We start from the raw sequence: 12757 nt of genomic DNA, 5'->3' as shown, positions 1-12757 counted from the left end.
ACGTCTCCAAAGGCGAGGCGGCACATCATCTGCTGACAATGGCGAAGACCCTCGCGCCGTCTTCGCGCGGCCGAGACTACGATGGAAGCCTCCACTGCCACTCAGCACCCACCTCGCCTACCTAAAAAGCCATCACAAGCTCCAATAGGGAAGGCCAGACGCATCCTCATGGGGAACAACATGTCGTTCATCGGCCGTGACATGGCTGTCGACCTCGGGACCGCCAACACGCTGGTGTACGTCAGGGGTCGGGGGATCGTTCTCAACGAGCCGTCCGTCGTCGCGATCAACACCAACACCGGTGGCATCCTCGCGGTCGGCTCCGAAGCGAAGAAGATGATCGGTCGCACGCCCGGCAACATCGTCGCGGTGCGTCCGCTGAAGGACGGCGTCATCGCCGACTTCGAGATCACCGAGCGGATGCTCCGCTACTTCATCCTGAAGATCCACAAGCGGCGCTACCTCGCCCGTCCGCGCGTCGTCGTCTGCGTGCCCTCCGGCATCACGGGCGTCGAGCGCCGCGCCGTCATCGAGGCCTCCTCGCAGGCCGGCGCGCGCCAGGTGCACATCATCGAGGAGCCCATGGCCGCGGCCATCGGCTCCGGCCTGCCGGTCCATGAGGCCACGGGCAACATGGTGGTCGACATCGGCGGCGGCACCACCGAGGTCGCCGTCATCTCGCTCGGCGGAATCGTCACGGCACAGTCGATCCGGGTCGCCGGCGACGAGCTGGACAACGCGATCATCCAGCACATCAAGAAGGAGTACTCCCTCCTCCTCGGCGAGCGCACCGCCGAACAGATCAAGATCACCATCGGTTCGGCGTACGACATGGACGCCGACGAGCACACCGAGATCCGCGGCCGGGACCTGGTCTCCGGGCTGCCCAAGACCGTCGTCATCTCCGCCGCCGAGGTCCGCAAGGCCATCGAGGAGCCGGTCAACGCGATCGTGGACGCGGTCAAGACGACCCTCGACAAGTGCCCGCCCGAGCTGTCGGGCGACGTCATGGACCGCGGCATCGTCCTGACGGGCGGCGGCGCCCTGCTGCGCGGCCTGGACGAGCGGCTGCGCCGCGAGACCGGTATGCCGATCCACATCGCCGAGGACCCGCTGGACAGCGTGGCGCTCGGCTCCGGAAAGTGTGTCGAGGAGTTCGAGGCGTTGCAGCAGGTGCTCGACGCCCAGCCGCGCAGATGAACTGACGCGAGAAGATCCGCCGTACGAGTGCCTGCCACTTCGTGCGGCGGATCGTTGATATAGAGGCAAGACACACAATTCCCGCAAGGCACGACAATTCCCCAGAACCTCGTGGAACCCGCAGTTTCCACGGAATCCGATTGAGGAAGGCACGCCGCCGCACGTGAGGGACACACGAGAGAGCCGGCTGCTTCTTGTGCTGCTGGTCGCCATCGCGTTCGCTTTGATCACGGTGGACATCCGCGGTGGTGAGGACTCGCCAGTCGACGGTGCCCGCCGGGCCGCCGCCACGGTGTTCGGTCCGGTCGAGGAGGGCATGTCCTCCGCCGTCGACCCGGTCGGCAACGCCATCGGCGCGGTCCGCGACTCCGGCGAGCGCCACAACCGCATCGCCGAACTGGAGCGCCAGAACGCCGCGTTGAAGGCCAAGCTCGGCAGCGACGACCGCAACCGCAGCCGCGTGCGCCAGCTCGACGGCATGCTCAAGACGGCGGGCGCCGGACAGTACGGCATCAAGGGCGCCGAGGTCATCGGCATAGGAGCGGCCCAGGGCTTCTCCTGGACCGTCACCATCGACGCCGGCGCGAAGGACGGCATCAAGCGCGACATGACCGTCCTCAACAGCGACGGCCTCGTCGGCCGCGTCACCACGGTCGGCCCGAGCACCGCGACCGTCCTGCTCGCCAACGACCCCGACTTCACCGTCGGCACCCGCATGGAGAAGACCGACGAGCTCGGCTTCGCCACCGGACAGGGCGACCGTCCGCTCTCCGTCCAGCTGCTCAACGGCAAGGCCAAGGTCAAGAAGGGCGACCGCCTGGTGACCTTCGGCTCGCGCAAGGACAAGCCGTTCGTGCCCGGCGTCCCGGTCGGCGAGGTCGTCCGCGTCGACCCCTCGGGCGGCGACCTCACCCGCAGGGTGTACGTGCGGCCGTACGCCGGATTCACCAGGCTCGACATCGTCGGTGTCGTCGTCGAGGCGCCCCGCGAGGACCCGCGCGACACGGTCCTGCCGAAGAAGCCAGCAAAGCCCAAGCCGACGCCGACGGTGACCGTGACGGCCACCCCGCCGGGACAGCCCCCGGCCGACGGCGCCGCCGCCGACGAGCAGTAGGAGACCGGACCCATGCGCTTCAACCGAATCCTGCTCTCCGCCACGCTGGTCGTCGTCGCCCTGGTGATCCAGGTCAGCGTCCTGGCCCGGCTCCAGCTGCCGGGCGCCGTGCCCGACCTGGTGCTCCTCACCGTCCTCGGCCTCGCCCTCGTCTACGGCCACGTCGGCGGCGCCCTCGTCGGCTTCGGCGCGGGCCTCCTCGCCGACCTGGCCCCGCCCGCCGACCACGCCGCCGGGCGGTACGCCCTGGTGCTCTGCGTCATCGGCTACCTCGCGGGCCTCGCCAAGCCCGACGGCGGCAGACTCCGCTCCGCCACCGGACCGCTCGTCGTGGTCGTCACCGCCGCCATCGGATCGACGCTGCTGTACGCGGGCGTCGGCTCCCTCGTCGGGGACACCGCCGCACGCCATGTGGGCCTGGTCGGGCTGCTGTTCACCGCCGCGCTCTACGACCTGCTGCTCGCGCCCTTCACGGTGCCGCTGATCATCGCGCTCGCCCGGCGCGCCGACAACGACCCGCTGGGGGAGAACGGACCCGCCAACAAGGCGGCCGACGTCTCCTCCGGCTGGCTCGCGTCCGGCACCGGCCTGAGCATCGGCAACCAGCGCGGCGGCGGCCTGCGCGCGAAGGCGGCCAAGGCCCGCGTCGCCCGCGCCGGACGCATCAAGGGGGTCAAGCGCCTGTGACCAACATTCCCGAGACGGGGCGCACGCCCCGCGTGCAGATCCGTCTCGTCATCATCCAGATCCTCGTCGTCTCGCTCCTGCTGACCCTCGGCGGCCGCCTCTGGTACCTCCAGGTCCGCAACGGCGACGAGTACGCCGAGGAGGCCTCCGGCAACCACGTCCAGCAGGTCGTCCAGCCCGCCGTGCGCGGCTCGATCCTGGACGCCCGCGGTGTGCCGATCGCCGACAACGAGACCCGCCTCGTCGTCTCCGCGTCCCGCACCGACCTGATGAAGATGAAGGACGACGGCAAGGCGGTCCTCGCCAAGCTCGCCGACGTGCTGGACATGCGGCCCAAGGACGTCGCCGACAAGGTCCGCCTCTGCGACGCCAAGACGCCGCAGCCCTGCTGGAACGGCTCGCCGTACCAGCCCATCCCGATCACCGACGAGGCGACGCCCAAGCAGGCCCTGCAGATCCGCGAGCGCTCCGAGGACTTCCCCGGCATCACCGCCGAACCCACCGCCGTGCGCCGCTACGCCGCACCCGGCAAGTCCAACACCGCCCAGGTCCTCGGCTACCTCTCGCCCGTCACCGACGAAGAGATCAAGAAGGCCGAGAACACCGACTCGCCGTTCCTCCGCTCCGACCAGGTGGGCCGCTCCGGCCTGGAGCGGACGTACGACAAGCAGCTGCGCGGCAAGGCCGGCGTGACCCGCTACGAGGTCGACAACCTCGGCCGCGTCATCGGCAAGGCCAAGTCCGACCGGGCCGAGCCCGGCGCCAACGTCGTCACCAGCATCGACGCGCGCGTGCAGGCCGTCTCCGAGTACTGGCTGAACGACGCGATGAAGAAGGCCCGCCAGGAGTTCGACAAGAACACCGGCGAGAACTACAAGGCCGACGCGGGCGCCGTCGTCGTCATGGAGAACAAGACGGGACGCGTCGTCTCCATGGCCTCCAACCCGACGTACGACCCGAACGCCTGGGTCGGCGGCATCTCCGGCAAGGACTACACCAAGCTCACCGGCAAGAAGTCCAACTACCCGCTGCTCAACCGCGCCATCCAGGGCCAGGCGGCCCCCGGCTCCATCTTCAAGGTGATCCCGACGGCCGCGGCGGTCAACGCGGGCTACGACTTCAACGGCCGCTACCCGTGCCCCAGTTCGTACTCGATCGGCGGCCAGACCTTCAAGAACTTCGAGTCCAAGGGCCACGGCTCCATCACCCTCGGCCAGGCCCTCGAGGTCTCCTGCGACACCGTCTTCTACAAGCTGTCGCACGACCAGTGGGCCAAGGACGGCGGGAACAAGCCGAAGAAGGACGCCAAGGACTGGTTCTACAAGACCGCCCACCAGTTCGGCCTCGGCAAGGAGACCGGCATCGACCTGCCCAACGAGGTCACCGGACGCGTCCCCGACCGCCAGTGGAAGAAGGACTACTGGAAGGCCAACAAGGACGCCTGGTGCAAGCAGGGCAAGAAGAGCGGCGACTACGCCGAACGCATCGCGTACGAGAACTGCCTCGAAGGCATGAAGATGCGCGCCGGTGACTCCGTCAACTACTCCATCGGACAGGGCGACACCCTCGTCACGCCGATACAGATGGCGACGATCTACAGCGCCATCGCCAACGGCGGCACCATGTACGACCCCACCGTCGGCAAGGCGATCATCAGCGCCGACGGCAAGCGGATCGAGGAGATCAAGCCGAAGTCGCACGGCAAGCTGCCGATGGACGCCGAGCTCCGCAAGGACATAGACGGTGCCCTCGCGGACGTCGCGACGCGCGGTACGGCCGCCTGGCGGTTCCAGGGCTGGCCGCAGGACAAGATCCCCATGCACGCCAAGACGGGTACCGCCGAGGTCTACGGCAAGCAGACCACCTCGTGGTTCGCGACGTACACCAAGGACTACACGATCATCATGACGATCTCCCAGGGCGGCACGGGCTCCGGCGCATCCGGACCCGCCGTCCGCAAGATCTACGACGCGATCTACGGCCTGGACGACGACGGCAAGCAGAACCTCAAGAAGGCGCTCCTGCCCCAGCCGCAGAAGAGCCTGCCGAAGATCGAGACCGACGGCTCCATCGACGCCCCGAAGATCAAGCCGTACAAGCCCGAGGCGCCCAAGCCGCCCGCCGAGCAGCAGGAGCTGGCCGGTGCCCCGGTGGCGGACTGGAGGCGGGACTGATGACCGGCAGCGGCTTCTCCGTCTCCGGATACGGACCCGAGCGCTCCGGCATGTCGCGGCTGCTCGCCCGCGACTCGATGGTGCGCAGGCTCGACTGGGTGATACTGCTCTGCGCCCTCGCGCTGTCCGTGATCGGGTCCGCGCTCGTCTACTCGGCGACCCGCAACCGCACGGAACTCGTCGGCGACGACCCGTATGCCTTCCTGCTCAAGCACGTCATGAACATCGGCATCGGGCTCGCCCTGATGGCCGGCACGGTCTGGCTCGGCCACCGCACCCTGCGCACGGCCGTGCCGATCCTCTACGGCATCTCGGTCTTCCTGGTGCTGCTCGTCCTCACGCCGCTCGGCGCCACCATCAACGGCGCCCACGCGTGGCTCGTGATCGGGGGCTTCTCGCTCCAGCCCTCCGAGTTCGTGAAGATCACGATCATCCTCGGCATGGCGATGCTGCTCGCCGCCCGTGTCGACGCGGGCGACCGGGAGCACCCCGACCACCGCACGGTGGTGCAGGCCCTCGGCCTCGCGGCCGTGCCGATCGCCATCGTCATGCTGATGCCCGACCTGGGCTCGGTCATGGTCATGGTGATGATCGTGCTCGGCGTCCTGCTCGCCTCCGGCGCCTCCAACCGCTGGGTGTTCGGGCTGCTCGGCACGGGCGTCGCCGGTGGCGTCGCCATATGGCAGCTCGGCGTCCTCGACGACTACCAGATCGCCCGGTTCGCCGCCTTCGCCAACCCCGCCCTCGACCCGGCGGGCGTCGGCTACAACACCAACCAGGCGCGCATCGCCATCGGCTCCGGCGGCCTCACCGGCACCGGACTGACCAAGGGCTCCCAGACCACCGGACAGTTCGTCCCCGAACAGCAGACGGACTTCGTCTTCACCGTCGCGGGCGAGGAGCTCGGCTTCGTCGGCGCGGGCGCGATCCTCGTCCTGCTCGGCGTCGTCCTGTGGCGCGCCTGCCGCATCGCCCGCGAGACGACCGAGCTGTACGGCACGATCGTCGCCGCCGGCATCATCGCCTGGTTCGCCTTCCAGGCCTTCGAGAACATCGGGATGACCCTCGGCATCATGCCGGTCGCGGGCCTTCCGCTGCCCTTCGTCAGTTACGGAGGCTCGTCGATGTTCGCGGTCTGGGTGGCCGTCGGACTACTCCAGTCGATCAAGGTGCAGCGGCCGATGTCCGCCTAGGTCCGTGCCGGAAGTCCCGTCGCAGGCATGTTTGGCCTCGCGTTTCGCGTCTAGATTCAGTTCATGGCGGAGACGAAGCGCGAGATCGAGCGGAAGTACGACGTCGGGGCGGGCGCGGTGCTGCCCGACCTGTCCGGCGTCGCCGGGGTCGAGGACGTCGTCGACAGAGGCGTCGTCGAGCTGGACGCCGTCTACTGGGACACCCCCGACCAGCGCCTCGCCGCGGGCTCGATCACGCTGCGGCGGCGCACCGGCGGCGACGACGCGGGCTGGCACCTGAAACTGCCGGTGTCCCTCGCCGAGGGCGTACGCGACGAGATCCACGCGCCGCTCTCGGACGGGGTGCCGCGCGCCCTCTCCGGCCTCGTGCGCTCCCGGGTGCGCGAGGCCGAACTGGTCCCGGTCGTCCGGCTGCGCTCGGCCAGGAACCTGCGCCACCTCCTCGACGCCGAAGGCGCCCTGCTCGCCGAGGTCAGCATCGACGGGGTGCGGGCCGAACGGCTCGACGGCGGCACCGGCACCTGCACCGCCGAATGGGCCGAGGCCGAGGTGGAGCTGGCGGACGGCGGTGACCCCGCGCTCCTCGACAAGGTCGAGAAGAAGCTGAAGAAGGCCGGCGCGCGTCGCTCGTCGGCGCCGTCGAAGCTGGCCAGAGCACTCGCCGAGACCGCGCCGAAGAGCGGGACCGAGGCGGCCAGGACCGAGCCGGCGACCCGCAGCGGCAAGAAGGCCGGCAAGAGCGAGGCCGTCGCCGAGACGGTCCGCGAAGCCGTCGGCGAAGGCCCGGGAACCGCGGGCGACCACATCGTCGCCTACCTCCGCGCCCAGCGCGACGCGATCGTCTCCCTCGACCCCGCCGTCCGCCGCGACCTGCCCGACTCCGTGCACCAGATGCGGGTTGCCACCCGCCGGATGCGCAGCGCCCTCAAGTCGTACCGGAAGCTCCTCGACCGGACCGTCACCGACCCCGTCGGCGACGAGCTCAAGTGGCTCGCGGGCGAGCTCGGCGTCGACCGCGACCAGGAAGTCCTCACCGAACGGCTCACCACCCGCATCGACGCACTGCCCAGGACCCTCCTCCTCGGCCCCGTCCGGGGCCGGCTCCGCATCTGGAGCGTCGCCCGCCGCGCCGGTTCCCGGCGCCGGACGGTCGTCGTCCTCGACAGCAAGCGCTACCTCACGCTCCTGGACACCCTCGACGCCCTGCTCGCCGCGCCCCCGCTGCGCCCCGCCGCCTCCGCACCGCCCGAGAAGGCGCTCCCCAAGGCCGCCCTCAAGGACTACGCCCGGCTCGCCGCCCGCGTCGAGCACGCCCTGCAACTGCCCCCGGGCAAGCAGCGCGATCTCGCCCTGCACGACGCCCGCAAGGCCGCCAAGCGCGCCAGGTACACGGGCGAGGCCGCGGTCCCCGCGCTCGGCAAGCCCGCCAAGCGGTTCGCCAAGCAGATGAAGGCCGTGCAGAGCGTGCTCGGCGACCACCAGGACAGCGTCGTCGCCCGCGAGGCCCTGCGCGCCCTCGCGATCCAGGCGCATCTGGCGGGGGAGTCCGCGTTCACCTGGGGCCTGCTGTACGGGCAGGAGGAGGCGGCGGGCGCCGACCGCGAGCGCGAGCTGCCGGAGGTGTGGGCCGAGGCGTCCCGGGAGAAAACGCGGGCGGCGCTGGGCGGCTGAACGCCGGGGTACGCTTGATGGTCACCCCTGCCCGCTCATGAAGGTTCGCGATGTCTGCCGAGTCGGTCTTCCCACAGCTCGAAGCTCTGCTCCCGCATGTGCAGAAGCCCATCCAGTACGTCGGCGGTGAGCTGAACAGCACCGTCAAGCCGTGGGAATCCTGCGACGTCCGCTGGGCGCTCATGTACCCGGACGCGTACGAGGTGGGCCTGCCCAACCAGGGCGTCATGATCCTCTACGAGGTCCTGAACGAACGCGAGGGCGTGCTCGCCGAGCGCACCTACAGCGTCTGGCCCGACCTGGAGGCCCTGATGCGCGAGCACCAGGTGCCCCAGTTCACCGTCGACTCGCACCGCCCCGTGGGCGCCTTCGACGTCTTCGGTCTGAGCTTCTCCACCGAGCTCGGGTACACGAACATGCTCACGGCCCTGGACCTCGCGGGCATCCCGCTGGAGTCCAAGGACCGCACCGTCGACCACCCGATCGTGCTCGCCGGCGGCCACGCCGCCTTCAACCCCGAGCCGATCGCCGACTTCATCGACGCCGCGATCATCGGCGACGGCGAGCAGGCCGTCCTCGACATGACCGAGATCATCCGCGCCTGGAAGGCCGAGGGCCGCCCCGGCGGCCGCGAAGAGGTCCTCTTCCGCCTCGCCAAAACCGGCTCGGTCTACATCCCGGCGTTCTACGACGTCGAGTACCTCCCGGACGGCCGCATCGGCCGCGTCGTCCCCAACCGCAGCGGCGTGCCGTGGCGCGTGTCCAAGCACACCGTCATGGACCTCGACGAGTGGCCCTACCCCAAGCAGCCCCTCGTCCCGCTCGCCGAGACCGTCCACGAGCGCATGTCCGTGGAGATCTTCCGCGGCTGCACCCGCGGCTGCCGTTTCTGCCAGGCCGGCATGATCACGCGCCCCGTGCGGGAGCGAAGCATCACCGGCATCGGCGACATGGTCGAAAAGGGTCTCAAGGCGACCGGCTTCGAAGAGGTCGGCCTCCTGTCGCTCTCCTCCGCCGACCACAGCGAGATCGCCGACGTCGCCAAGGGCCTCGCCGACCGGTACGAGGAGGACAAGATCGGCCTGTCCCTCCCCTCGACCCGCGTCGACGCCTTCAACGTGGACCTCGCCAACGAGCTGACCAGGAACGGCCGCAGGTCGGGCCTGACCTTCGCCCCCGAGGGCGGCTCCGAGCGCATGCGCAAGGTCATCAACAAGATGGTGTCCGAGGAAGACCTCATCCGCACCGTCTCCACCGCGTACGGCAACGGCTGGCGCCAGGTGAAGCTGTACTTCATGTGCGGCCTGCCCACCGAGACCGACGACGACGTCCTGCAGATCGCCGACATGGCGACGAAGGTCATCCAGAAGGGCCGCGAGGTCTCCGGCTCGAACGACATCCGCTGCACGGTGTCGATCGGCGGCTTCGTGCCCAAGCCGCACACCCCCTTCCAGTGGGCCCCGCAGCTCTCCTCCGAGGAGACCGACGCCCGCCTGGAGAAGCTCCGCGACAAGATCCGCGGCGACAAGAAGTACGGCCGCTCGATCGGCTTCCGCTACCACGACGGCAAGCCCGGCATCGTCGAGGGCCTCCTCTCGCGCGGTGACCGCCGCATCGGCGCCGTCATCCGCGCCGTCTACGAAGAGGGCGGCCGCTTCGACGGCTGGCGCGAGCACTTCTCGTACGAGCGCTGGATGCGGTGCGCCGAGAAGACGCTGCCCGAGATGGGCGTCGACGTCGACTGGTACACCACGCGTGAGCGTACGTACGAAGAGGTCCTGCCCTGGGACCACCTGGACTCCGGTCTCGACAAGGACTGGCTCTGGGAGGACTGGCAGGACTCGCTCGACGAGACCGAGGTCGAGGACTGCCGCTGGACCCCGTGCTTCGACTGCGGCGTCTGCCCGCAGATGGACACGCACATCCAGATCGGCCCCACCGGCAAGAAGCTCCTGCCGCTCACGGTCGTGAAGTAGCCGTACGTGCCGCGACTCGCCCCGCCCACCGGCCTGGTGCACCAGTCCTTCATCGCCGCGATGGAGGAGTTCCGGGCCGAGGGGCAGGGCGGGCCCGACGACGACACGACGCTCGGCCGCGCCCTGCGCGACTACGGCGACAAGTGGCACGACCCCGCGGTCTTCGAGCGGTACGTGACCGAGGTGAGCGCCGCGGTCCACCCCGCCGACCCGTACTCGGTCCCCGTCACCACCCTCTGGTACGTCGACGGCGCCGACTATCTCGGCCGGCTCGCCATCCGGCACACCATCGCCACCCGCTTCCTCCGCGAGTACGGCGGCCACATCGGCTACGACGTCCGCCCCACCGCCCGCCGCCGCGGCCACGCCACGGCGATGCTGTTCGGCTGCCTCCCGTACGCCGCTGAACTCGGCCTGGAATCCGTCCTGGTGACCTGCGACACCGACAACACCGGCTCGCGCAAGGTCATCGAGGCGGCGGGCGGCACGTTCGAGGACGAACGGGGCGGGAAGCTGCGGTACTGGATCCGAACCGGGCTCTCACGCGTCTAGGACGACATGGACCTGGAAAAACGACCTCCCCACGAGGCTGCCCCGCAGCCCTTGCCGGGGCAGGCCGACCGGCAGCCCCCGCAGGCCGAGGGCTGCCTCGCCGTCGCGATCCGCATCCCGGTGCGGATCGTCGTGCTCGTGCTCGTCGTCCCCGTGCGCCTGCTCTGGGACGCGCTCGCCGTCTGCGGCAACTTCGTGTACCGCAACGCCCTGCGGCCCGTCGGCCGCGCCATCGGCACCCTGCTGACGTGGGTGTTCAAGGCCGTCTTCGTGTGGCCGTGGGTGGGTCTGTGGCGGTACGTGGTCGTGCCGGTCGGTAAGGGGCTCGGCTGGCTGGGGCACGTCCTGCTCGTGGTGCCCGCGGTGTGGCTGTACGCGCGCGTGCTGACGCCGATCGGGCACGGCATCGCCTGGCTCGGCCGGGTCCTGGTCGTCGTCCCCGCCGACTGGCTCTACGCGCGCGTGCTGACCCCGATCGGGCACGCGCTCACCTGGCTGGCGCGCGGTCTCGGCGCCGGGGTCGCCGCTGCCGGACGCGGCATCGGCGCCGTCCTGGTGTGGCTCTTCAAGGCGGTCTTCGTGTGGCCGTGGGTGGGTCTGTGGCGGTACGTGGTCGTGCCGGTGGGCGTCGCGGTCGCCTGGCTGGCGCGGACGCTGATCGTGGTACCGGCTGTGTGGCTGTACCGGTACGTGCTCACACCGGTCGGGCACGGCATCGCCACGCTGCTCCGCTGGATCTTCGTCGTGCCCGCCGTCGCCCTGTGGCGCTGGGTCCTCGCCCCGGTCGGCCGGGCGATCGCCGTCGTCGCGCGCGAGATCGGCGACGCGTTCGGACACGCCTGGCGCATCGCAGGGCACATCTCCCTCGCCGTCGGCCGCTTCCTCGGCAAGCTCCTGCGGTGGATCTTCGTCGAGCCGGTGCGCTGGGCGTACCGCTCGATCCTCACCCCCGTCGGACACGCCGTCCGCGACGCGGTGTGGCGGCCCGCCGCCCGGGCCGCCCGCAGCGTCGGCCGCGCGACCCGGCAGGCCCTCACGTCCGCGCGGGACAGCGTGCGCCAGGCACGGGCCGATGTACGGCGCATGCTCTTCGGGGCGCCGAGGGAGCCGGTACCCGTACCGGTGGCCCGGCGGGAACCCGAGACGCCTGAGACACGTACTCTAGGTAGCAGTACGACGGCACTCATGAAGGACTGACGACACTGGGCAAGCGACAGCCCGTAGGCCCGCCGCCCGCACCCGCGGTGCAGCGCATCCGACTGCGCTACACCAAGCGCGGCCGCCTCCGGTTCACCAGCCACCGCGATTTCCAGCGCGCTTTCGAGCGTGCGCTGCGCCGCGCCGAGGTACCCATGGCGTACTCGGCGGGGTTCACCCCGCACCCGAAGGTGTCGTACGCCAATGCCGCACCCACCGGCACGGGCAGTGAGGCCGAGTACCTGGAGATCGCGCTCACCGCGCCGCGCGACCCCGACAAGCTCCGTGAGCTCCTCGACGAGTCGATGCCCGCCGGGCTCGACATCATCGACGCCGTCGAGTCCCGCACCTCGGGACTCGCCGACCGCCTCACGGCCTCCGTCTGGGAGCTGCGCCTCGTCGGCGTGGAGCCCGCGGAGGCGGAGCGCGCCGCCGCACTCTTCGCGGCGGCGGAGAAGGTCGAGGTCCAGCGCCGTACGAAGAACGGCATGCGGACCTTCGACGCGCGCGAAGCCGTCGTGAGCCTGTCGCTCGCCGACGGCGAAGCAGTCGCCGAGCACGCTGATAGGCCGACCGACAAGCCCTGTGCGATACTGCGGCTGGTTGTTCGGCACGTGACACCTGCCGTACGACCTGACGACGTCCTGTCCGGTCTCCGAGCTGTGGCCGACCTGGCGCCGCCGGTCCCCGCAGCGGTGACCAGGCTGGCGCAGGGGCTTTTCGATGAAGAGACCGGCACGGTGACCGACCCGCTCGCGCCCGACCGCGAGGCAGACACGGCCGCCCCACCCACGGCCGCCGTACCTGCCGCCGCGAAGGCGCCGGTGCCGGAAGGCCCCCGTTAGGGACGTACGTCAACGCGCAGCCCTCGTACTCGGGAGCCACCTGGGTCGGGCAGCGCACTGACCGAGACTTTCGCCAGGCCGTCCGCACATGGGCGTACGGAACCGGCGAGACAAGACATAGAGCTCCCGTGCGGCGCCCACGCCCCCG

Annotated in this window: 10 protein-coding genes; all 10 read left to right on the top strand. The window is 70.2% G+C overall.

Annotated features, from left to right (window positions below; translation table 11 throughout):
- Positions 1-180 precede the first annotated feature (180 nt).
- Positions 181-1200, top strand: coding sequence for a rod shape-determining protein (locus ACI2L3_RS02230; protein ID WP_365364984.1), 1020 nt, complete (start codon positions 181-183; stop codon positions 1198-1200).
- A 163-nt stretch (positions 1201-1363) separates the two neighbouring features.
- The gene (gene mreC, locus ACI2L3_RS02225; RefSeq protein WP_404750384.1) at positions 1364-2314 is read left to right on the top strand and encodes a rod shape-determining protein MreC; all 951 of its coding nucleotides are present in this window, start codon (positions 1364-1366) and stop codon (positions 2312-2314) included.
- Positions 2315-2326: 12 nt separating this feature from the next.
- Entirely contained in the window at positions 2327-3001 is a 675-nt protein-coding gene (mreD, locus tag ACI2L3_RS02220) for a rod shape-determining protein MreD (protein WP_404750383.1), read from the top strand.
- Positions 2998-5175 (top strand): penicillin-binding protein 2, encoded by a 2178-nt coding sequence (mrdA, locus tag ACI2L3_RS02215; RefSeq protein WP_404750382.1) that lies wholly within the window; start codon positions 2998-3000, stop codon positions 5173-5175. The genes mreD and mrdA overlap by 4 nt, the downstream gene beginning before the upstream one ends.
- Positions 5175-6368, top strand: coding sequence for a rod shape-determining protein RodA (rodA, locus tag ACI2L3_RS02210; RefSeq protein ID WP_404750381.1), 1194 nt, complete (start codon positions 5175-5177; stop codon positions 6366-6368). The genes mrdA and rodA overlap by 1 nt, the downstream gene beginning before the upstream one ends.
- 63 nt (positions 6369-6431) lie before the next feature.
- Entirely contained in the window at positions 6432-8039 is a 1608-nt protein-coding gene (locus tag ACI2L3_RS02205) for a CHAD domain-containing protein (RefSeq protein ID WP_404750380.1), read from the top strand.
- Between the two features lie 50 nt (positions 8040-8089).
- On the top strand, positions 8090-10015 hold the full coding sequence (locus ACI2L3_RS02200; RefSeq protein ID WP_404750379.1) for a TIGR03960 family B12-binding radical SAM protein: 1926 nt from the start codon (positions 8090-8092) through the stop codon (positions 10013-10015).
- A gap of 6 nt (positions 10016-10021) precedes the next feature.
- Positions 10022-10567, top strand: coding sequence for a GNAT family N-acetyltransferase (locus ACI2L3_RS02195; RefSeq protein WP_404750378.1), 546 nt, complete (start codon positions 10022-10024; stop codon positions 10565-10567).
- A 6-nt stretch (positions 10568-10573) separates the two neighbouring features.
- Positions 10574-11764 carry a hypothetical protein gene (locus tag ACI2L3_RS02190; protein WP_404750377.1) on the top strand — a complete coding sequence of 397 codons (1191 nt, stop codon included), beginning with the start codon at positions 10574-10576 and terminating at the stop codon, positions 11762-11764.
- A gap of 47 nt (positions 11765-11811) precedes the next feature.
- Positions 11812-12609: a TIGR03936 family radical SAM-associated protein gene (locus ACI2L3_RS02185; protein ID WP_404750376.1), complete on the top strand. Its 798-nt coding sequence runs from the start codon at positions 11812-11814 to the stop codon at positions 12607-12609.
- Positions 12610-12757: the final 148 nt, after the last annotated feature.

It is taken from the genome of Streptomyces sp. NPDC029674 (assembly GCF_044903205.1).
Taxonomy (GTDB): Bacteria; Actinomycetota; Actinomycetes; order Streptomycetales; family Streptomycetaceae; genus Streptomyces.
This window is presented reverse-complemented; position numbering and strand designations above follow the sequence as displayed.

What these genes read in the sequence shown, in the direction of transcription:
- ACI2L3_RS02230 (WP_365364984.1), top strand. Translation starts at nt 181, where the DNA reads ATGTCGTTCATCGGCCGTGACATGGCTGTCGACCTCGGGACCGCCAAC.
- mreD (WP_404750383.1), top strand. Translation starts at nt 2,327, where the DNA reads ATGCGCTTCAACCGAATCCTGCTCTCCGCCACGCTGGTCGTCGTCGCC.
- rodA (WP_404750381.1), top strand. Translation starts at nt 5,175, where the DNA reads ATGACCGGCAGCGGCTTCTCCGTCTCCGGATACGGACCCGAGCGCTCC.
- ACI2L3_RS02205 (WP_404750380.1), top strand. Translation starts at nt 6,432, where the DNA reads ATGGCGGAGACGAAGCGCGAGATCGAGCGGAAGTACGACGTCGGGGCG.
- ACI2L3_RS02200 (WP_404750379.1), top strand. Translation starts at nt 8,090, where the DNA reads ATGTCTGCCGAGTCGGTCTTCCCACAGCTCGAAGCTCTGCTCCCGCAT.
- ACI2L3_RS02190 (WP_404750377.1), top strand. Translation starts at nt 10,574, where the DNA reads ATGGACCTGGAAAAACGACCTCCCCACGAGGCTGCCCCGCAGCCCTTG.